This is a genomic window from Streptomyces sp. AMJ-169, assembly GCF_055597585.1.
Genome location: NZ_JBVLTJ010000004.1, coordinates 493,094 through 513,453 on the forward strand (window position 1 = coordinate 493,094; position 20,360 = coordinate 513,453).

18 protein-coding genes and 1 pseudogene are annotated in these 20,360 nt (G+C 72.3%); 9 read left to right on the forward strand and 10 right to left on the reverse strand.

What is annotated here, in order from left to right; all coding sequences use genetic code 11:
- Positions 1–208: 208 nt before the first annotated feature.
- Positions 209–1,180 carry an SCO0930 family lipoprotein gene (locus ACYUD3_RS12780; protein WP_470968205.1) on the reverse strand — a complete coding sequence of 324 codons (972 nt, stop codon included), beginning with the start codon at positions 1,178–1,180 and terminating at the stop codon, positions 209–211.
- A 259-nt stretch (positions 1,181–1,439) separates the two neighbouring features.
- Here ACYUD3_RS12780 and ACYUD3_RS12785 point away from each other — a divergent pair, with 259 nt between their 5' ends.
- The 3 genes from ACYUD3_RS12785 to ACYUD3_RS12795 all read left to right on the forward strand — a co-directional run bounded on the left by ACYUD3_RS12785 (position 1,440) and on the right by ACYUD3_RS12795 (position 3,682).
- Positions 1,440–2,105 carry a hypothetical protein gene (locus tag ACYUD3_RS12785; RefSeq protein ID WP_470968208.1) on the forward strand — a complete coding sequence of 222 codons (666 nt, stop codon included), beginning with the start codon at positions 1,440–1,442 and terminating at the stop codon, positions 2,103–2,105.
- 22 nt (positions 2,106–2,127) lie between these two features.
- Positions 2,128–2,901, forward strand: coding sequence for a bestrophin-like domain (locus ACYUD3_RS12790; RefSeq protein ID WP_470968210.1), 774 nt, complete (start codon positions 2,128–2,130; stop codon positions 2,899–2,901).
- Positions 2,902–3,091: 190 nt separating this feature from the next.
- On the forward strand, positions 3,092–3,682 hold the full coding sequence (locus ACYUD3_RS12795) for a hypothetical protein (protein ID WP_470968212.1): 591 nt from the start codon (positions 3,092–3,094) through the stop codon (positions 3,680–3,682).
- A gap of 81 nt (positions 3,683–3,763) precedes the next feature.
- Here the strand turns inward: ACYUD3_RS12795 and ACYUD3_RS12800 are convergent, their stop codons facing one another.
- Positions 3,764–4,261 carry a hypothetical protein gene (locus tag ACYUD3_RS12800; protein ID WP_470968215.1) on the reverse strand — a complete coding sequence of 166 codons (498 nt, stop codon included), beginning with the start codon at positions 4,259–4,261 and terminating at the stop codon, positions 3,764–3,766.
- A gap of 355 nt (positions 4,262–4,616) precedes the next feature.
- Between ACYUD3_RS12800 and ACYUD3_RS12805 the strand changes: the two genes are divergently transcribed.
- On the forward strand, positions 4,617–5,303 hold the full coding sequence (locus tag ACYUD3_RS12805) for a class F sortase (RefSeq protein WP_470968217.1): 687 nt from the start codon (positions 4,617–4,619) through the stop codon (positions 5,301–5,303).
- 33 nt (positions 5,304–5,336) lie between these two features.
- On the opposite strand, the gene ACYUD3_RS12810 is transcribed toward ACYUD3_RS12805, so the two are convergent.
- Together ACYUD3_RS12810 and lysX are read right to left on the reverse strand one after the other, a co-directional pair.
- On the reverse strand, positions 5,337–6,167 hold the full coding sequence (locus ACYUD3_RS12810) for a polysaccharide deacetylase family protein (protein ID WP_470968220.1): 831 nt from the start codon (positions 6,165–6,167) through the stop codon (positions 5,337–5,339).
- A gap of 134 nt (positions 6,168–6,301) precedes the next feature.
- Positions 6,302–9,523 (reverse strand): bifunctional lysylphosphatidylglycerol synthetase/lysine--tRNA ligase LysX, encoded by a 3,222-nt coding sequence (gene lysX / locus ACYUD3_RS12815; RefSeq protein WP_470968222.1) that lies wholly within the window; start codon positions 9,521–9,523, stop codon positions 6,302–6,304.
- A 123-nt stretch (positions 9,524–9,646) separates the two neighbouring features.
- Here lysX and ACYUD3_RS12820 point away from each other — a divergent pair, with 123 nt between their 5' ends.
- Positions 9,647–10,120: a universal stress protein gene (locus tag ACYUD3_RS12820; RefSeq protein ID WP_470968225.1), complete on the forward strand. Its 474-nt coding sequence runs from the start codon at positions 9,647–9,649 to the stop codon at positions 10,118–10,120.
- Here the strand turns inward: ACYUD3_RS12820 and ACYUD3_RS12825 are convergent.
- A complete protein-coding gene (locus tag ACYUD3_RS12825) occupies positions 10,056–11,324 on the reverse strand; it encodes a CapA family protein (protein ID WP_470968227.1) in 1,269 nt (422 codons plus the stop codon). The two genes, ACYUD3_RS12820 and ACYUD3_RS12825, sit on opposite strands and share 65 nt — an antisense overlap.
- A gap of 426 nt (positions 11,325–11,750) precedes the next feature.
- Between ACYUD3_RS12825 and ACYUD3_RS12830 the strand changes: the two genes are divergently transcribed.
- The 3 genes from ACYUD3_RS12830 to ACYUD3_RS12840 all read left to right on the forward strand — a co-directional run bounded on the left by ACYUD3_RS12830 (position 11,751) and on the right by ACYUD3_RS12840 (position 13,780).
- On the forward strand, positions 11,751–12,299 hold the full coding sequence (locus tag ACYUD3_RS12830) for a sigma-70 family RNA polymerase sigma factor (protein WP_470968229.1): 549 nt from the start codon (positions 11,751–11,753) through the stop codon (positions 12,297–12,299).
- 134 nt (positions 12,300–12,433) lie between these two features.
- Positions 12,434–12,934, forward strand: coding sequence for a hypothetical protein (locus tag ACYUD3_RS12835; RefSeq protein ID WP_470968231.1), 501 nt, complete (start codon positions 12,434–12,436; stop codon positions 12,932–12,934).
- Between the two features lie 168 nt (positions 12,935–13,102).
- The gene (locus ACYUD3_RS12840; protein ID WP_470968233.1) at positions 13,103–13,780 is read left to right on the forward strand and encodes a zf-HC2 domain-containing protein; all 678 of its coding nucleotides are present in this window, start codon (positions 13,103–13,105) and stop codon (positions 13,778–13,780) included.
- Between the two features lie 70 nt (positions 13,781–13,850).
- Here the strand turns inward: ACYUD3_RS12840 and ACYUD3_RS12845 are convergent.
- Both ACYUD3_RS12845 and ACYUD3_RS12850 read right to left on the reverse strand, forming a co-directional pair.
- Positions 13,851–14,714 (reverse strand): annotated as a pseudogene (locus ACYUD3_RS12845) (Fpg/Nei family DNA glycosylase).
- Positions 14,707–16,791: a SpoIIE family protein phosphatase gene (locus tag ACYUD3_RS12850; RefSeq protein ID WP_470968235.1), complete on the reverse strand. Its 2,085-nt coding sequence runs from the start codon at positions 16,789–16,791 to the stop codon at positions 14,707–14,709. Before ACYUD3_RS12850 ends, ACYUD3_RS12845 begins: the two are co-directional and overlap by 8 nt.
- Positions 16,792–16,876: 85 nt before the next feature.
- Here ACYUD3_RS12850 and ACYUD3_RS12855 point away from each other — a divergent pair, with 85 nt between their 5' ends.
- Positions 16,877–18,289 (forward strand): lipase maturation factor family protein, encoded by a 1,413-nt coding sequence (locus ACYUD3_RS12855; protein WP_470968518.1) that lies wholly within the window; start codon positions 16,877–16,879, stop codon positions 18,287–18,289.
- Here ACYUD3_RS12855 and ACYUD3_RS12860 read toward each other — a convergent pair.
- From ACYUD3_RS12860 to ACYUD3_RS12870, 3 genes are read right to left on the reverse strand one after another with little or no spacing between them, the layout of a single operon-like run.
- Positions 18,277–19,104, reverse strand: a complete 828-nt coding sequence (locus ACYUD3_RS12860; RefSeq protein ID WP_470968237.1) for an amidohydrolase family protein — start codon at positions 19,102–19,104, stop codon at positions 18,277–18,279. The two genes, ACYUD3_RS12855 and ACYUD3_RS12860, sit on opposite strands and share 13 nt — an antisense overlap.
- Positions 19,101–19,415 (reverse strand): L-rhamnose mutarotase, encoded by a 315-nt coding sequence (locus ACYUD3_RS12865; protein ID WP_470968240.1) that lies wholly within the window; start codon positions 19,413–19,415, stop codon positions 19,101–19,103. Before ACYUD3_RS12865 ends, ACYUD3_RS12860 begins: the two co-directional genes overlap by 4 nt.
- The gene (locus ACYUD3_RS12870; protein ID WP_470968520.1) at positions 19,412–20,359 is read right to left on the reverse strand and encodes an aldo/keto reductase; all 948 of its coding nucleotides are present in this window, start codon (positions 20,357–20,359) and stop codon (positions 19,412–19,414) included. The genes ACYUD3_RS12865 and ACYUD3_RS12870 overlap by 4 nt, the downstream gene beginning before the upstream one ends.
- Between the last annotated feature and the right edge of the window lies 1 nt (position 20,360).

Below are 20,360 nucleotides of genomic sequence, written 5' to 3' on the forward strand. Positions count from 1 at the left end.
GGACGATCCGGTGTTCGAGCTGAGGCTACTGATCACCCGCCAAAAGAACGAGCGGAAACGGAAATTCACGGTCCGTTCCCGGTCAGTGTCGGTTGACTTCGGTGGACCTGGGCGATACGCACCGGCGGACCGCATGGTAGGCGCGGAAACGGCGCCGCCCCCTCCACAGGTGCGAAGGGGGCGGTCGGCGTCAGGAGTTGAGGCCAGGTCACTGGCCGGGCGCGCCCACCAGCTTCCCGTCGGGCGCCACGGCGTACCACGTCCCGCCGACGCCCTGGCCGTTGATGTCGCCGGGCTCCTTGTCACCCGAGAAGGTGTAGATCGGCGAGCAGTTGAGGGTCTGCTGACGCGCGCCGTCGGGCCGGGTGAAGTTCATGTAGCCCTTCTCCGGGATGTCCTTGGTGTCGTTGAACTCGACGGGCGCGACGACCGGCCACTTCTCCAGGCAGGCGCCCGTGCAGTTCGACACCGGCTTCGGCCACGCCTTGTCCTTGAGGAACCGGTAGACCGTCATGCCGTTCTTGTCGACGACGATGTTGCCCAGGTTCGCGTCCTTGCGGACCGAGAGTCCGGGCAGGTCCGTGAGCTTGGCCTTCTTGCCGTCGGGGGCGAGCGCGAACCACTTGTTGCCGACGCCCTGGCCCGCGATGTCCCCGGCCTTGGCGTCCTTGGCGTAGTAGTACGCGGGCCAGCCGCCGATCGTCAGCTGTTTGGTGCCGTCGGTGCGGGTGACCTCACCGAGCAGCGACTTGTCGATGCCGTCGCCGGCGGAGGCGTCGTCCGCCGCGACCGGCGGCCAGGCCGTCGCGCAGTCGCCGTCGCAGTTCGACTTCGGGGGCTCCGCGGTGTCGGCGTCGAAGCGGTAGAGGGTGCGCCCCGCGCTGTCGGTGACGAGCTTGCCGAGCTCCGCGTTGACGGCGACGGCGAGTTCACCGGCCTTGCCGGTCGACTGGGCGCCGGTGCCGGTGCCGCTCTCGCTGGGGCTGGCGCCGACGCCCGCGCCGACACCGCCGTAACCGCCGGTGCCCACGCCGCCGGTGAGGCCGCCGGTCGCGGCCGGGGCCGTGGCCCCGACGTTCTGGCTCGCGGCCGAACCGGTTTCCTGACCGCACGCCGACGTCAGCGCCATCACGGCCACAGCGCTCGCCACGAGTGAGGCGCTCCGCCAGGAGGTGTTCATCGTCAACTCCCCGAATTCACAAGGCTGTCGCAGCGCCCTGCTGCGCCGCCGCACGGCACTGGGTACGCACGGGGACGGGAGTTGTGTTCAACGTACGCACAAAAAACTTTCGGGCGGCTGTGGTTCGCGGCGGGAGTGGCAGGGGTCACGCACCCCCTCGCGCGCAGGTCAAACCGGTTGCGGGCGAAGTTCCCCCGTTCGAGGCAATCATCATCCAATCGGGGCGTACGCCGGGGTGTGAAGGCTGATGATCTGCGTCGTGCATGGACCCGAACCGACCCGAATCGCCCTCACCGTACGGGTGTTGGGTGTGGTGACCGCGGCCTGGCTGCTCGTCGGCGCGCCCGCCGGGGTCGCGCGCGCCGACGCGTGCGCGTACGCGTCGACCGGCTCCGGCGGCCTCGCGGTGGCGGTGGCCGGCGGAAAGACGGCCGCCGTCAAGGTGACCGCCGGGAAACCGGCCACCTGGCCCACCCCTTGGCCCACGTGGCCCTGCCCGACGCCGCCACCGCCCTGCCCGGAGCCGACCCCCACACCGACCCCCACACCCACCCCGACCCCCACTCCGACCCCACCCCCGAAACCGACCCCCACCCCGACCCCGAAGCCACCCCCGAAGCCGGTCCCGACCCCCACCCCGGCTCCCGAGCCGACCCCGAAACCACCGCCCCCGGCCCCCGCCCCGGCCCCGCCCGCCCGGGCCGTCCCCCCACCGCAGCCCCCACCACCCCCGACGCCGACCCCCACGCCCACCCCTACCCCGACCCCTACCCCCACCCCGAGTGCCGCCCCGGTCCACTACCCGGCGTACCACTCCCCCTCCAAACCCAAGCGGCAGCCCCGTAGCACGACCTCCCCGGTCACCTACGTGCTGCTCATCACCGCCCCCGCGGTCATCGCCGTCGCCGCACTGCGTCCGCGCTAGTGCCGAACCGAAGGAGGCTTCCTTGCCGGAATGGCTTGATCTGACCCTCGTGATGCTCGCCGTCTGCGCGGTGGTCGTCGTTCTGACGCTGCTGCGCAACCGCAAGTCGGCCGAGCACGCGCAGCCCGAGGACGCCGACGAGACGCCGGACGTCATCGAGTACATGACGATGTGGATCGGCGTCGTGTACGCCATCGTCCTGGGCCTGGCGATCGCCGGCGTCTGGGAGGGCCGCAGCTCCGCGTCGGACCACATCCAGGCGGAGGCGCAGGCGCTGCACGAGATCTCGGAGCGGGTGCGGGTCTACCCGGCCGACGCCCGCGACCTGATCCGCGCCGACGTCGACGCGTACGTCCACCAGGTCGTCACCGTCGAGTGGCGGACGATGAAGGACAAGGGCGAGATGACCGCGAAGGCGGACACCCTGCTGGAGAAGCTGCGCGCGGACGTCACGGACTACCAGCCGAGGACGGACTTCCAGGCGCAGGCCTACCAGCCGCTCCTGGACCAGCTCACGGCCCTGGACCAGGCGCGGACGTCCCGCGCGGACTCGGTGTCGCCGACGATGCCGGGGGTGGTGTGGTTCGGCCTGATCGGCGGCGGGATCGTGACCATCGGGATGGTGTTCGCGCTCCAGATCGGCCGCAGTCCGCGCGAGCTGATCCTCGCCGCCCTGTTCTCCGCCCTGATCGCGTTCCTGCTCTTCCTGATCTGGGACTTCGACGCCCCCTACAGCCGGGGCATCACGGCGAGCGCGGACCCGTTCCTGCACTTCTTCCCGAACGCCCGGAGCTAGCGTCCCCGGAGCCTGACGGCCGCTCAGACACGCCGCCGGCGTCCCCTGAGCGGCCCACAGTCATGCCCCATTCGCACGATCAGCGATCGCGCGTACGCACACCTGTTCCTAGCGTTTCGGTCATCGAGGTGCATTTCACTCACCGGCGGAAAAGGTCCGCGGCTGCTCCTCGGGGACCGGAGGATTGACCATGCGCGCGATACGCGTCGTCTCGGCCGCCGCGCTGGCCGCGGGTGCCCTCGTCTGCTCCACGCCGGCCGCCTGGGCCGGCGACCACGACAACCGCTTCGGTTTCCGGGCACAGCCGTCGACGATCGCGGCCGGCGGCCAGGTCACGCTCTCGGTGGAACGGAGCAACGGCAATTGCAGCGGGACGGTGATCGTGTCCTCCGGGGTCTTCGACACCGTGCGCATCGGCCCGGACCGCTCCCAGGCGACGGCGACCGTCGACTGGGACGCCCGGGCCGGCGCGGTGTACCGGGTGACGTTCACCTGCAACGGCGGAGACAGCGGGAGCGCCGCGCTGACCATCGCCAACGGCCGCGTCCCGGACCGCGGCGACGGGCATGACAACGGCCACGACAACGGGCACGACAACGGCTATCCACGCTCCGACAACCAGTACCTGTATCCGCGCGACCGCGGGGTGCACGCCGGCGAGGGCGGCACGATCGGCGGGTTCGACCTCAAGGAGCTCGGCCTCGGCGCCGCGCTCATCGCCGGTTCGATCGGCGCCGCCTACCACTTCTCCCGCCGCCGCGCGGGCGAGAACGGCGGCTGACCGGCACAGCTTTCGGCCCGGGCCCCTCAGGGGACCCGGGCCGAAGGCCGTTTAAAGCGCTTTAAGACCACTTAAAACGCTTTAAATGCGGCGCTCCGCCCGCCGCCGCATCCAGAAGACCCCGCCGCCGACGACGGCCGCCGCGACGAGCCCGCCGCCGATGGCGACGTCGGTCGGGGTGGCCCCGGAGGAGGTGGAGCCGCCGAGGCCGCCGCGGACCCCGCCGAGGACGGTGAAGACGCCGGGGAAGGTCCGGGTGCGGCCCTCGCAGGTGACGGTGACGGGGTAGGAGCCGGCCTCGGTGAAGGGGTGGATCCGCACTCTCGCGGTGGACGTGTTGCGGCCCATCGAGATGAGGTTGGTGGTCGGGAAGGCCCGGGAGCTGACCGAGCTGCCCGGGCTCGTGCAGGCGTTGTCGCCGCCGCCGTTGACGGTGAGGGTGAGCTGTCCGCCGCGGGAGATGACGCTCGGCGAGGCAATCACTCCGGTCGGATCGGTCCAGGCTGCCGCCGTCGGGGCGGTGAGCCCGAGGACGGCGCACGCGGCGGCCGAGGCCGCCAGGGCGCGAGTGGTTCGCATCTTTCCTCCGCGGAAGGCGCCCCGGGGCCCGTCCCCGGTCTGTCGGCGAGAGACACCTCCCGTGCACGACCCTCAGTTGCCGTGCCCGCGCCCGCATTTCGGGACTGGTCCGTACCGGTGAGCCGACACGCCGGGCGAATATCATCTGACGGGATATCACCGCAGGTCACGGACCGTCATAAATTTCCTCGCCGGGCCGACTCGGATGGCGCACCCCTCCGCCCGGACGGGGTGTTCTCACGCGCGGCGGCCACCCGTTCGCCGCCGCCCCGTCGCCGGTTTCCCGGCCGCGTTCTAGCGTTTGCCGTATGCGCGGCCGAGACGCGGCGACGGCCGTGCCGAAAGGGGATGGCGAATGTCGGGTCACGGATTCTCCGGCACGGCGGAAGAGGAAGAGGAGGGGCGGCCGAGAAAGCGCGCTCCGTGGGGGGTGATAGCGCTGGTGCTGCTGACCGGTCTCGCGCTGATGCGCAATGGTTCGGGGGAATTCGACACCGGCCCGCCGCAGCCCGCCGCCGCTGCCGCGTCCGACGGCCGCACGAACGGCCTCACGGGCAGTGTCTTCGCCAAGGCGCCCGCCCCGCTGCCGTTCTCGGTGGCCGAGCGGGTCCGTATCCCGGCGATCCGCGTCGACGCCCCGGTCGTGCCGGTCGGTCTCGACGCGCAGGGCTGGGTGGACGCGCCGCCGCCGGAGGACCCGAACCTCGCGGGCTGGTTCACCGGCGGGGTCTCCCCCGGCGAGAAGGGCACCGCGGTCGTCGTCGGCCATGTGGACAACCGCCAGGGCCCGGCCGTCTTCTACGGACTCGGCGCGCTGAAAAAGGGAAACCGCGTCGAGGTCTCCCGCAAAGACGGAAAGACGGCCGTTTTCGAGATCTACGGCATCGAGGTCTTCGAGAAGAAGAACTTCCCCGGCGACCGCGTCTACGCCTCGAAAGGCGCCCCGGAACTGCGGGTCATCACCTGCGGCGGCGGTTTCTCGAAGGCGCACGGTTACGACGGGAACGTGGTCGCTTTCGCCCGCCTGGCCGAGGTCCGCTGAACGGACCCCGGCCGGACGGGATTTCCCTGTTCCTCAGGCGTATTTCCGCCGGGGGACGGTGATGTGGTATCCGGAGTCGATGAGTTCGGGCAGATAGCGGCGCAGGGCTTTCACGCTCTGGGAGCGGTTGCCGCCGGCGTCGTGGGAGAGGACGACGACGCCGGGTCCCGCGCCGTTCTCGACCCGGCTGACGATCGTGCCGGTGCCGGGGGTCGTCCAGTCGAGGGTGTCGACGGTCCACGCGAGGGGCTCCATGCCCAGCTGCGCGCCGAGCTGGAACGCGGCCCGGTTCCAGGCGCCGTAGGGGGCCCTGAACCAGCGGGGGTTCTCGCCGTAGCCCTGTTTGATGACGGCGCTGGTGCGGACCATCTCCGAGCGGATGTCCGCCCGGTCCATGCGGGTGAGGAGGGGGTGGGACCAGGTGTGGTTGCCGACGATGTGGCCCGCGTCGGCCATCCGGCCCAGGAGGTCCTGGTTGTCGACGGCCATCTCGCCGCACACGAAGAACATCGCGCGCACGTCGTACTCGGCGAGGGTGTCGAGGATGCCCGGGGTGTAGCGGGGGTCGGGTCCGTCGTCGAAGGTCAGCACCATCGTCTTGCCGTGGCCCGGCATCTCGAGGATGGGTCTGCTGCGCACCGCGAGCCGGGGGGCCGGGGCGGCGGGCGGGCCGTATCCGGTGAGCGGCTGGAGCCGGTAGGCGGAGGGCTTCAGGGGGAGCTGCCGGGCGGGGGCGCCCGCGGTGGGGCGGGCAACCGTTTCTCCGCCGTCCCAGGCGAGTGCTCCGCCCACTGCCCCGGCCCCCGCCAGAGCGGCTCCGAGACCGAGCAACCGACGCCGAGTGAACAACTGATCCTTCTGCATGACTCATCAGTCGCCCACCGGACCCCCGACGCACCCTCAGGACACCTGGGCGGAGGCGCGTTTCCACCCGGGCGGCCGAAGCAACCGGGGCATCGGAGGGCTTTTCCGATCAGCGGACGGCGTAGCAGTCCCGCTCATCTGCGCCGCACCAGCGGGAACGGCAGGGTCTCTCTGATCGTCAGCCCCGTCAGGAACATCACCAGCCGGTCCACCCCGATGCCGAGCCCGCCCGTCGGGGGCATCGCGTACGCCAGGGTGGTCAGGAAGTCCTCGTCCAGCTCCATCGCCTCGGGGTCGCCGCCGGCCGCCTTCAGGGACTGCTCCGTGAGCCGCCGGCGCTGCTCCACCGGGTCGGTCAACTCCGAGTAGGCGGTGCCCAGTTCGGTGCCGAAGGCGACCAGGTCCCAGCGTTCGGCGAGGCGCGGGTCGGTGCGGTGCTGGCGGGTCAGGGGCGAGACGTCGGTGGGGAAGTCCTTGTAGAACGTCGGCAGTTCGGTTCTTTCCTCGACGAGGCGCTCGTACATCTCCAGGACGACGTCGCCCCGGCCGTGGCCGTCCTCGTACGGGACGCCCGCGCGGTCGCACAGCAGGCGCAGCTTCGTCAGGGTGGTGTCCGCGTCGATCTCCTCGCCCAGCGCCTCCGAGATCGCCCCGTGCACCGTCTTGACCGGCCAGGCGCCGGAGATGTCGTACTCCTGGCCGTCCTTGCGGGCGACGGGGGTGCCGAAGGCCGCGCGGGCGGCGCCTTGGATGAGGTCGCGGGTGAGGTCGAGCATGACGTCGTAGTCGGCGTACGCCTGGTAGGCCTCCAGCATCGTGAACTCGGGGTTGTGCTTCGGGGAGACGCCCTCGTTGCGGAAGGTGCGGCCCATCTCGAAGACCTTCTCCAGGCCGCCGACGCAGAGCCGCTTGAGGTACAGCTCGGGGGCGATGCGGAGGTAGAGGTCGAGGTCGTAGGCGTTGATGTGGGTGGTGAAGGGGCGGGCGTTGGCGCCGCCGTGGATCTGCTGGAGCATCGGGGTCTCGACCTCCAGGTAGCCGCGCTCCAGCAGGCCCTGGCGCAGCGCCTGGACGGCCGTGGAGCGGATGCGGACGGTGTCGCGGGCGGCGGGGCTGGTGACGAGGTCGAGGGCGCGCATACGGACCTTGGCCTCGGGGTCGGTGAGGCCGCGCCGCTTGTCGGGCAGGGGGTGCAGGCACTTGCCGGTGAGCTGCCAGCCGGTGACGAAGACGGTCGGCTCGCCCCGGTCGCTGGCGCCGGCCTCGCCAGTGGCGGTGATCAGGTCGCCGAGGTCGGTGCCGGCCCGGAAACCGTCCGCCTGCGGTGCGGTGAAGGCGAGTTGGCGGTCCCCGGACCAGTCGCGGAGGGTGACGAAGACGATGCCGCCGAAGTCGCGGACGCGCAGGATCCGGCCGGCGACGGTGACGGTGCCGCGCGCGGGGACGGCGGCGAGGGCGTGCGTGGGCGCCGGGACCCCGACCGGGTAGGGGTCGGTGCCGGCGTCGTACAGCCGCTGGAGTTTGCGGCGGCGGACGCGGACCTGGTCGGGGACGTGTTCGCGGGGCGCGGGCGGGATCAGGTCCTCCAGGGGCGGCAGGACGCCGGTGGAGGAGGCGGGGCGCACGGCGTGCTTGAAGCGGTGGCGGCGCAGGGAGGGGACGACGACGAAGCCCTCGGCGATGCCGGAGGCGAGGCCGACGCGGGCGAGGGAGGAGGCGTCGCCGTAGCAGAGGAAGCGGGGGTACCACTGGGGGCGGTACTTGGCGTTGGAACGGTAGAGGGCCTCCAGTTGCCACCACTTGGAGAAGAACAGCAGCAGCCGGCGCCACAGCCGCAGCACCGGGCCCGCGCCGATGCGGGCGCCCTCCTCGAAGACCGAGCGGAAGACGGCGAAGTTCAGGGAGATCCGGCGCACCCCCAACTTCGGGGCGGCGGCGCAGAGTTCGGCGACCATGAACTCCATGACCCCGTTGGGGGCGGCCCGGTCGCGGCGCATCAGGTCGAGGGAGATGCCGTCGGGTCCCCAGGGGACGAAGGACAGCAGGGCGATCAGGCTGCCGTCGGCGGCGTGGGTCTCGACGAGGAGGCAGTCGCCGTCGGCCGGGTCGCCGAGCCGGTCCAGGGCCATGGAGAAGCCGCGCTCGGTCTCGGTGTCGCGCCAGGCGTCGGCGCGCGAGATGACCTCCTCCATCTCCTCCTCGCTCAAGTGGGAGTGCCGGCGCACCCGGCAGGTGGCGCCGGTGCGGGCGACGCGGTGGACGGCCTGCCGGGTGACGCGCATGTCCCGGCCGCCGAGGTCGAAGGCGGCCGTCTGGAGGATGGCCTCGTCGCCGAGTTGCAGCGCGCCGAGCCCGGCGCGGGCGAAGGCGCGGGCGCCGTCCTCGGAGGCGCCCATGACGGCCGGGGTCCAGCCGTGCCGGCGGGCGGTCTCCAGCCAGGCGGCGATGGCGTGCGGCCAGGCCTCGCGGTCGCCCACGGGGTCGCCGCTGGCGAGGCAGACGCCGGTCTCGACGCGGTAGGTGACGGCGGCTTTGCCGGTGGGCGAGAAGACGACGGCCTTGTCGCGGCGGGTGGCGAAGTAGCCGAGGGAGTCCTGGGCGCCGTAGCGCTTGAGGAGGGCGCGGACGCGGGCCTCCTCGTCCTCGTGCAGGGCCGCTTCCATGCGCTGGCTGCGGAACATGGTGGCGGCGGCGTTGAGGAGGGCGAGGGCGCCGAAGAGGCCGAGGAGGAAGAACAGCACGCGCGGCGGCCGGCCGCTGAAGGTGCCGCCGGAGACGAGTCCGCCGAGGACCCGGTCGGCGGCCCAGGCCAGCCGGTCGCCCTGGTGGAGGGTGCCGGGGAACAGTTCGACCAGTCCCCAGCCGGCGAGGATCGCGAGGCCGAGGCCGAGGAGCAGGACGAGGGCCGCGCGGCGGACGGCGCCGTGCCGGGAGGCCGCGTAGAACTCGCGGCGGGCGAAGAGCAGGACGATCAGGGCGAGACCGCAGATGATCAGCGAGGGCAGGGACCAGGCGTAGTCCCCGAAGGCGACGCCCAGGGAGTCCCCGACGACCAGCAGCCCCAGGTAGACGACGACCAGCCACCAGGCGACCTTCTTGCGCGCGGCGGTCGCGCCGGCCAGCAGGAAGACGAAGACGGCGTACGCGAGGTTGGCGCTGACCGGGACGACCAGCAGGTCGATGACGTCGAGGGCCGGGTGCAGCAGCTTGCGCAGCGGCGGGACGAACGCGAGCAGGACGCACAGCGCGGCGAGCGCGCCGAAGAAGCCGCCGAAGGCTTCGGGTACGCGGGTGAGGAACCGGTGCGGCGGGGCGGGGTCCTCGGCCGGCGCGGGCCGGGCTTCGGTGGCGGTCATGCTCCGACTTTAGGAACGGGTGGGCCGCGGCGCAGGTCGAACGGCTGGAAGGGGGCGGGAAGTTTTGCGGGACGGGGCAAGGCCGGACGGTTCGGGAACCAGCGCTTCCGATAGCCTCGGGACGTGACGGAACAGCATGCGCACCAGCCCTCCCAGCGATTCGAGCGGGGTACGGACGGGCCCAAGGTGATCCTGGTCGGCGTCGACGGCTCGGACTCCTCGCTGCGGGCCGCCGCCTACGCCGCCGGGCTCGCGCGGCGGCAGCGGGCGCTGCTGGCGGTGGTGTACGTCCAGCCGGTGATGGCGGCGGGCGCGGCGCTGGGGGCGCCGGTGGCGGAGGTGACGGATCAGATCGCCGAGGATCTGGTGGCGCTGATCCGTCAGGAGTCGGAGCGGCTCAAGGGGATATTCGAGGTGCGCTGGGAGTTCCACACGTTCCGGGGCGACCCCTACAGCGGGCTGGTGAAGGCGGCCGACGATCTGAAGGCGGACGCGGTCGTGGTCGGGGCCTCGGAACAGGCCGGGCACCGGATCATCGGGTCGGTGGCGGTACGGCTGGTGAAGACGGGGCGGTGGCCGGTGACGGTGGTGCCGTAGCGGGGGCTGCCACAGGCGAGTCCACCGCGAGTTGCGGCAGCCCTTCCGTCTCCCCCATCACCAGCCCGTCCTTCGCCGCCCCCCGTCCCAGGACGACGTCCCTGATCCGGTCCCGGACGCTCTGTACGTCCGCGCCCTGGGCGAGCGCCTGGTTGAGGTTCAGGACGCGGCCGGCGTCGATGTCGTACATCTGGGGGATGAACTCCGCCTTGGAGACCTCCCAGCGGGCGCCGGGCCTCGCGGGCGGGGTGAAGGTGAAGCGGGCGATGGTGGACTGGTTGCCGCGGGGGTCCTGGAGGCCCTGGTGGTTGAACATCTCGCCCGCGATCTGGTCGCCCATTCCGTAGACGACCCAGGTGCCGTTGACCTTCTCGTAGGCCTGGGGGATGTGGGCGTGGGTGCCGAGGATGAGGTCGATGTCGGGGCGGCCCGCGGTCCGGGAGGCGGTGAGGCCACGGGCGAGGGCGAGCTGGCGCTCGTCGGGGTCGTCCTGCCATTCGGTGCCCCAGTGGACGGAGACGACCACGACGTCGGCGCCCGCCTGCCGGGCCGCGCGGGCGTCGGCGATGACCCGGCTTTCGTCGAGGAGGTTGACGGCCCAGGGCTGGTCGACGGGCAGGGGGTAGCCGTTGGTGTCGAAGGTGTAGGCGAGGTGGGCGACCTTGGCGGGGCCCGCTTTGAGGAGCGTGGGCGCGCTCGCCTCGGTCGCGCTGCGGGCGGTGCCCGCGTGGCGGACGCCGGCGCCGTCGAGGGCGTCGAGGGTGCGGCGGATGCCGGGGGCGCCGTCGTCGAGGCTGTGGTTGGAGGCGGTGGAGCAGCCGTCGTAGCCGGTCGTGGCGAGGCCTTCGGCGATCTCGGGCGGGGATTTGAAGGCGGGGTAGCCGGTGTAGTCGCCGTTGGCGCCGTAGACGGTCTCCATGTGGCACAGGGCGAGGTCGGCGCGGGAGACGACGGGGCGGACCGCGTCGAGCATGGGGCGGAAGTCGTAGCCGGAGCCGCCCGCGTCGAAGCGGGCGCGGTCGATGACGGAGGTGTGCGGGAGGACGTCGCCGGTGGCGACGAGGGTGAAGCCGCGCGGGGTGGCGGCGGGGGCGGGATGCCCGGAGGCGGGCGGTTTCTTGTGGTGCTGCTGGGCCTGGCAGGCCGCGGCTGCCGCGAGGAGGGCGGTGAGGGCCAGTGCCGCCTGTTGTCTGCGCGCGATCACCAGATCAACCCCGATCAGATTGTCGCACTTACTGGATGGCGCTCACACTCCTAGCGCATACCCCGGCGCACACCACCCCGCCGCTCCCTTCACCTCCCCCGGATGCGCGCGATCGGCCTAGCCGGACGGGAGCGGGTGAACCGGACCGCCCCCGAGGCCGTGCCATCTGACGGGGCCGCGGCCTCGCCGGCACGGGGGCTCCAGCCCCGTGCGCACAGGGGTCGCGGCCCGGGAGGCGCGGGGGCCGCGGCCCTGACATCCGGTCACGCTCCGCCAGGGCATGGCCCGGACCTGGGCAAACGGAAGCCCGGCCACCGCCCGCCGGCGACCGTTCGTCGAACCGTTCGTCGACGCGATCGACCGTCCGCCGCAGATCCGCGTACGCGCCCTGTCCCCGGCGGCCCGCCCCACGGTGCTATTGCGGCCATGACCGCCCGAACCGCGCTCGCACCGCCCCTGACCACCGCCGAAGACGAACTGGCCGCGCTCCAGCGCGAACACGGCCGGCCGCTCTTCGCGCTGCTGCTGCGGCTGAGCGACGGCGACCGGCAGCGGGCCGAGGACCTGGTCCAGGAGACCCTGGTGCGCGCCTGGCAGCACCCCGAGGCCCTGCGCGCCGACGACTTCGACTCCGTACGGCCCTGGCTGATGACCGTCGGCCGGCGGCTCGCCATCGACGCGCGCCGGGCCCGGCAGGCCCGCCCGGCGGAGGTGGGCGACGCGATACTGGAGCACGCGCCGCTCTGCGCCGACCACGCCGAGCGGGCCGCCGCGACGCTGGACGTGCGCGAGGCTGTGAAGACTCTCACTCCGCAGCACCGTGAAGTCCTGGTGCTGGTGTATTTCCAAGGGGCGAGTGTGGCGGAAGCCGCCGAAACGTTAGGGATTCCGCCCGGTACGGTGAAGTCCCGCGCGTACTACGCCCTGCGTGCCCTGCGCCGGGTGCTCCCGGGCTACGCGGCCGACCTGCGCTGAAACCCATCCCAGGGTCAAACCTCCGTAAAGTGCCTTGCCTGCCCACCCGGTTGAGTAATCGGCTGTTCCCATCCGTGTTCCGGATGGGGACCCGGCGACGGGCGAGGGCAGGCACCGGAGGAAGGCAGGAAGGGATGCTGCACAGAGGTCACGAGGGGACGGACGGCACGGGCGACGGTGAACTCATCGTTCCCATGGCCTGGTTGTACGCGGAGTACATCGCCGACGAATTGCTGCGGACCGGCGATCTCATGCCGCCGACGTCCTTCGAGTTCCGCGCCGGGCGCGACGCGCTGGCGCTGACCATCTTCCTGTCGGACACCGACGGGGAACTGCCCGGCATCCGGGTCGTCACCCAGCTGGAGACCTGGCTGTCGCTCACCGCGTACGACCAGCCCTGGCAGGACTGGGTGCGGGCGCGGATGCGGGAGCGTCCGCCCGGTCCCGACCGCGCGCTCGCCGAGGACGCCCGGCGCTGGCTGGAGGAGACCGAACTGCTCGCGCCCGACCTCGACGCGGTGCCCGGCGGGGCCGTGGGGAGCGGTGAGAGCGGCGAGGACGACGGGCCGAAAGTGTGGACGCCGGCCTGGCAACTCGGCCTGCCGCTGGGCCACTTGGCGATCCACCTGTTCTGAGCGCACTCGCCCCGGTAATTTTTTTCCGATCCGGGCAATCCGCTGAACGGCCCGCTCCGAACATCTGGGTCACGATTCAGTACACGCCTTGAGTGATTCCCGGTCCGGGTGCGTACCGATGAGAGCAAGGAGTAACCCCACCCGCACCCAACGGCACGAGGATTCGGCATGAGGTCCCTGGAAGAACACGCGGACGTCGGCGCGTACGCGCTCGGCGTCCTGGACGAGGCGGAGGCGTACCGCTTCGAGGACCACCTCATGGAGTGTCCTCGATGCGCCGCCCAGGTCACCGAATTCGGGCCCACGACACGGCAGTTGATGCTGTACCGGCGGGCCACCCCGCGCACCGTGCACCCGTTCGCGGGACCGGGCCCCCGGCTGCTCGACAAGCTGCTGGACGACATCGCCGTGCGCCGCCGCACGGCCCGCCGCAAGGTGCTCTTCGGGCTCGCCGCGTCGGTCGCGGTCGCGCTGGCCGGGCCCGCGGTGGTGGCCGCGGTGGGCGGGGACGGGGAGAAGAGCCCGCAGGCGGCCGGGACGGTCAAGGTCGCCGCGACCGACGCGAAGTCCGGGGTGTGGGCCCAGGTCACGGCGTCCGACAAGGTATGGGGCGCCGATCTGGAGATCGAGGTGAAGGACGGCTCCGGGCCGCGCTCCTGCCGGCTCGTCATCGTCGGCCGCGACGGCAGCGAGCAGACCGCCACCGGCTGGATGGTCCCCGACCACGACGCGAGCCCGACCACGCTGCATGGCGCGGTCGCCGTCCACACCGACGACGTGCTGTTCTACGACGTCCGCACGACCGGGGGACAGACGCTGGTGCGGATTCCCGGGTCCGCCAGCTGAGGCCAGAACTCCGGTCCCCGGAGCGGGAGTTCGGCGCACCCCGGTCCGATGAGCCTTTTTTCGGCGGGCGCTACTTGAGCAGCCGCGACATCCGCCGGTCCGCCAGCGGTCTGCCGCCCGTCTGGCAGGTGGGGCAGTACTGGAGCGAGGAGTCGCTGAAGGACACCTCGCGGATCGTGTCCCCGCAGACCGGGCAGGGCTCGCCGGCCTTGCCGTGCACCCGCAGCCCGCTCTTCTTCTCCGCCTTCAGCCGCCCGGCCGCGACCCCCCGGGAGCGCTCCACGGCCTCCTCCAGCGTGCCGCGCAGCGCCGTGTGGAGGGTGTGCACCTCCGCCGGGGTGAGCGAGGCCGCCTTCTTGAACGGCGACATGCGCGCCGCGTGCAGGATCTCGTCGCTGTAGGCGTTGCCGACGCCCGCGATCAGGCTCTGGTCCCGCAGCGCCCCCTTGAGCTGCCGCCGCTCCCCCGCGAGCAGCGCCGCCAGCCGCGCCTCGTCGAAGTCCGCCGCCAGCGGATCGGGCCCGAGCCGCGCGATGCCCGGCACCTCCTACGGATCGGCGACGACGTACACCGCGAGCCGCTTCTGCGTCCCGGCCTCGGTCAGGTCGAAGCCCGCGCCCGTCTCCAGCGCCACCCGCAGCGCCAGCGGCCCCTTGCCCGGCTTGGGCATCCCGTCGGGCAGCCGGTCCCTCCAGTGCAGCCAGCCCGCGCGGGCGAGATGCGTGACGAGGTGCAGTCCCGCGCCGGTCCCGACGGCCAGGAACTTGCCGTGCCGGCGCACCGCGGTCACCTCGTGGCCCTCGACGGCGGTGACGGGCGGGTCGTAGGTCTTGAGGACGCTGATCGCGACGGGGAGGACGCGGACGATCTCGTGGCCGACCAGGTGCTCGTCGAGGAAGGACTTCAGCGCCTCCACCTCGGGGAGTTCAGGCATGTCTCCAGGGTGCCACCGGAGGCAGACGGCGGCTCGGCAGCGCGAACTCGCACCACACGCACTTGCCGCCGCCGCGCGCCTCCACGCCCCACGCGTCGGTGAGGAGGTCCACCAGGAGCAGGCCCCGCCCGGAGACGCCCGCCTCGCCCGCCTCCCGGCGCCGGGGCAGGGCGCTGGAGGTGTCCTCGACCTCGACCCGCAGCCGCCGCGCGGAGCCCGCGAGGACGACCCGCAGGGTGAGGATCGCGGCGCCCTCGGTGTGCATGAGCGCGTTGGTGACCAGCTCGTCGGCGACCAGCTCGACCTCGTCGGCGCGCGGGTGGGCGCCCCAGGCGCGGACGGCGGCGCGGATCATGTGGCGGGCGTGGACGAGCGCCTCGGGATCGCCGGGGGCGACGTGCTGCTGGAGCCGGCCGCCGTCGCGGGGCGTGTCGAGGGTGCGCCGGCGCAGCAGGAGCAGCGCGACGTCGTCGTCCCCGCCGCGTTCGTCGGCGGCCTCGATCAGCAGGTCGGCCAGCTCGCGTACGTCGTCGGGGCCGCCGGTGACCAGGTCGGTGAGGGCGCTCATGCCGTCGTCGAGGTCGGCGCCGGGCTGTTCGACGAGGCCGTCCGTGCACAGCAGGAGGGTGTCGCCGGGGTCGAGTTCGAGGGTCGCGACGGGGTAGACGAGGCCGCCGAACTCGGCGGAGAGGCCGAGCGGGAGGCCGCCGGGGACGGTGAGGCGGTGGCAGGTGCCGTCGGCGGCGCGCAGCAGGGGGTCGAGGTGGCCGGCGCGGACCGCCTGGACGACGCCCGTGGACAGGTCGGTCTCGGCGTACAGGCAGGTCGCGAAGCGGTCGGTGTCGAGTTCGTGGAGGAAGACGGAGGCGCGGGCCATGACCGTGGCCGGCGGGTGCCCTTCGGAGGCGTACGCCTTGAGGACGATGCGCAGCTGGCCCATGACGGCCGCCGCGTGCGTGTCGTGGCCCTGGACGTCGCCGATGACCGCGCCGACCTTGCCGCCGGGCAGCGGGATCAGGTCGTACCAGTCGCCGCCGATGTCACGGCCGTGGGAGCCGCCGATGGTCGCGGCGCGGTAGCGGACGGCGACGTCGGCGCCGGGGACGCTGGGGATCGTGCGCGGCAGCATGGCCTGCTGGAGGCCCTGGGCGATGTCCTTCTCCTGCTCGTAGAACATCGCGCGCTGGAGGCTCTGGGCGATGCTGCTGCCGAGGGCGACGAGGATGTTGCGCTCCTCCGGGGTGAAGCCGTGCCGGTCGCTGTAGAGCAGGCCCATCGCGCCGATCGGGCGGGCCTGGACGATCAGCGGGAGGTAGGCGGCGGAGGTGATGCGCAGGTCGGTGAGGTGCGGCCACAGGACGGGGTAGCCGGCCGCGAACTCCTGCGGCGACTCGATGAACCGCGGCGTGAGCGTGCGCACCACCTCGCTCATCGGATACGGCTCGTCGACCCGGGTGACCTGCGTGCCCGGTACGAGACTCCCCTCGGGCCCCTCCGCGACCAGCCGGATCCGGCCCGCCTCGACCAGGCCGATGACGAGGCTCGTGGCGCCCAGATGGGTGAGGCCCTGGGTGTCCTTGAGGACGTCGATGACGTCCTGCACGGTCCGCGCGTGCGCCAGCGCGGCGGTGGTCAGCTGTACGACGTTCGTCTGTTCCCGGCGCGCGTCGTCCAGGACGGTCTCCTCACGGCGGCGCGCGAGGTCGTCCAGCTCCTGGGTGGCGTCCCGGACGATGCCGAGGATCCGGCGGGGGCGGCCGGTGTCGTCGCGGCGGATGTGGCCCTGGGTGTGGGTCCAGCGCAGCGTGCCGTCGCGCAGCTGGATGCGGAAGTAGACGCCGTAGTTCTCGCTGCCGTCCTTGATGGCCCGCGCGACCAGGCCGTCGAGCCGTTCGCCCTCCGCGCGCGGGACTCTCAGGCCCAGGCTCTCGGGGTTTCCGTCGTACTCGTCGGGGCGCAGGTCGAAGATCTCGTGTGCGCGGGCGTCCATGCGGAACACACCGGCGTCCAGGTCCCAGTCGAAACTGCCCATGAGGTTGAGCGCCAGAATCGGTTCCGAGGGCCAGTCGTCCGGCATGGGGACACTTTGACAGGGTTTGGCGGGTTTATCGACTTATCGGCTGGGGAGGGGCGGGCGCATGTGTTGTCTGCTTCACTGGGTCATGGACTGGTTCACCGCCGACTCCGCCTGGCTGAGCCGGGTGCTGTTCCAGCGGGCGCTGGCCGGGGTCTACCTGTTCGCGTTCCTGACGGCGGCCTTGCAGTTCCGGGCGCTGATCGGGGAGCGGGGGATGCTGCCGGTGCCGTCCTTCACGGCCCGGGTGCGGTTCCGGGACGCGCCCAGCCTGTTCCAACTCCGCTACTCCGACCGGCTGTTCGCGGGCTGCGCAGGGACGGGGTGCGCCGTGTCGGGGGCGCTGCTGGCCGGGGTGGACGCACTGCTTCCTCTGTGGGCTGCCATGTTGGCGTGGCTGCTGCTGTGGGCGCTGTACCTGTCGGTCGTGAACGTCGGACAGACCTGGTACGGCTTCGGCTGGGAGTCGCTGCTCCTGGAGACCGGGTTCCTCGCGGTGTTCCTCGGCAACGGCGAGGTCGGTCCGCCGGTCGTGGTGCTGTTCCTGCTGCGCTGGGTGCTGTTCCGGGTCGAGTTCGGCGCGGGGCTGATCAAACTGCGCGGCGACGCCTGCTGGCGCAAGCTGACCTGCCTGTACTTCCACCACGAGACCCAGCCGATGCCGGGCCCGCTGTCCTGGTTCTTCCACCACCTGCCGCGCCCGCTGCACCGGGTGGAGGCCGCCGCCAACCACATCACCCAACTCGCCGTCCCCTTCCTGCTGTTCACCCCGCAGCCGGTCGCGACGGCGGCGGCCTGCCTGATGATCCTGACCCAGCTGTGGCTGATCGCGTCGGGCAACTTCGCCTGGCTGAACTGGATCACGGTGACGCTGGCGCTGTCGGCGGTGCAACTTGGGGGCTCGACAAGGGAGTTCCCGGAGACCCCCCGCTGGTACGAGGCCCTGGTCCTGGCCGTCGCCGCCTTCCTGCTCTTCCTCAGCCACCGCCCGGTGCGCAACATGCTCTCCCGCCGCCAGGTCATGAACCGCTCCTTCGACCCCCTGCACCTGGTCAACACCTACGGCGCGTTCGGGAGCGTCAGCCGGACCCGGTACGAGGTGGTGGTGGAGGGGACGCTGGACGACGTCCCGCGCGCCGGATCGGACTGGCGGGAGTACGAGTTCAAGGGCAAGCCGGGTCAACTGGGCCACTGGCCACGCCAGTTCGCGCCCTACCACCTCCGCCTGGACTGGATGATGTGGTTCGCCGCGCTGTCCCCCGCGTACGCCGGGGTGTGGTTCACCCGGTTCGTGGAGCGGCTGCTGGAGGCCGACCCGGCGACGCTGCGGCTGCTGCGCCGGGCGCCGTTCCCTCCGGGGCGCGCGCCCACGTATGTGCGGGCGCGGCTGTTCCGGTACCGGTACAGCAGTTGGGGCGAGTTGCGGGCGAGCGGGGAGTGCTGGCGGCGGACGTTCGTGCGGGAGTATCTGCCGCCGACGCGGCTGGATCAGAGGCCGTAGACGCGGATGGCAGTGCCGCCGAAGATCTCGGACCGGTCCGCCGGGTCCGTCAACTCCTGTGCGGCTGCCATGACTTGGGCGTAGCTCGCGGCGAGCGTGCACACGGGCCAGTCCGAGCCGAACATCAGCCGGCCGGGTCCGAACGCCTCCAGGGCGGTGCCGGCGTACGGACGCAGCTCGGCGACCGTCCAGTCGGCGTGGTCCGCCTCGGTGACCAGGCCGGAGAGTTTCGCGGCGGTGTTGGGGAGCGCGCCGAGGGCCCTGATGTGGGTGGCCCAGGGCTCCAGTTCGCCGGAGGCGATGGGCGGCTTGCCCAAGTGGTCGAGGACGAAGGTGAGTTGGGGCAGCGCTTGGGCGGCCTGCACGCAGGCGGGGAGCTGGTGGGGCTGGACGACGAGGTCGTAGGCGAGGCCCGCGTCCGCGACCGCTCGCAGGCCGCTCAGGACGTCCGCGCGCAGCAGCCACTGCGGGTCCGGCTCGCTCTGGACCTGGTGCCGGATGCCCTTCAGCCAGGCCCCGCCCGGGAGTTGGCGCAGCCGGGCCAGTTCGTCGGCGACGCCGGGGGCCGTGAGGTCGGTCCAGCCGACGACGCCCGCGATCAGGTCGTACGCGGCGGCCAGGGCCAGCAGCTCCGGGGTCTCCTCGGGGACGGTGACCGTCTGGACGAGGACCGTGCGGGTGACGTCCGCCGCGGTGGTGAGCGGGGTCAGGTCGTCGGGGGTGAAGTCCCGTCTCAGGGGGCTGTGTTCGGGGATCCAGTCCTGGTCCCTGGCCGACAGGTCCCACACGTGGTGGTGGGCGTCGACCAGGGTCACGGCAGCTCCCAGACGACCGGGAGGCCGGCCGCGGCGCCGTCGGCGGAGTAGTCGTGGACGACGTCGAGGAGGTCCGCCATGCGGGCCTGCCAGGCGATGTTGACGGGGAGTCGCTCCAGTTCGGCGAGGAGGCGGGCGTAGTCCTCGCACTCGACGACGTGGAAGAGGTCGGTGCCGCTGCGCCAGATCGTCCAGGAGGCGGCGCCGGCCGCGCGGATGGCGGCGGTGAGTTCGGCGGGGACTTCCTTGTGCGCGGCGTCGTACTCGGCCGTCTTGTCCGCGCGGACCTTGGTGTGCAGGGCGACTCTCACGACAGGCCGGCCTCTCTCCAGAAGGCGTCCGGTACCGGGGTGGTGAACTGGCGTGCGCTGTCCAGGACTTCGGCCGGGGAGCGGGCGCCCGCGAGGACGCTCGCGACCGCCGGGTGCGCGGCGCAGTAGGCGAGCGCGGCGGCCCGCAGCCCGATCCCGTGCCGCTCGGCGATCCCCTTCAGCTCCAGCGCCCGCTCGACCAACTCCCCCGGCGCGGCGGTGTAGTTGTACGTCGCCCCGGGTCTCGGGTCCGCCAGCAGACCGGAGTTGTAGGCGCCGCCGACGACCACGGACACGCCGCGTTCCTCGGCGGCCGGGAGCAGATCGGTGAGGGCGCTCTGGTCGAGGAGGGTGTACCGCCCCGCGCACAGCACCACGTCGACGTCCGTCTCCCGCACGAACCGGGTGAGCATCGCCGTCTGGTTCATACCGGCGCCGATGGCCCCTACGACGCCCTCGGCGCGCAGTTTCTCCAGCGCCGGGTAGCCCTCGCGGAAGGCCTGTTCGGCGTGGTCGTCGGGGTCGTGCAGGTAGACGATGTCGACGTGGTCGAGGCCGAGCCGCTCCAGGCTGGCGTCCAGGGAGCGGCGTACGCCGTCGGCGCTGAAGTCCCAGACCCTGCGGTGGGTCGCGGGGACCGCGTAGCCGTCGGCGAGGTCGTCGCCGGGGCCGTCGTGCGGGGCGAGGAGGCGGCCGACCTTGGTGGAGACGGTGAACTCGGCGCGGGGGCGGGCGCGCAGGGCCGCGCCGAGGCGGCGTTCGGAGAGGCCGAGGCCGTAGTGCGGGGCAGTGTCGTAGTAGCGGATGCCTTGCCGCCAGGCGGAGTCGAGGGTGTCGGCGGCCTGGTCGTCGTCCAGAGGGGTGAAGAGGTTGCCGAGGGCGGCGGCGCCGAAGCCCAAGGGGGTGACGTGGACGTCGGTGCGGCCGAGGCGTACGGGACGCATC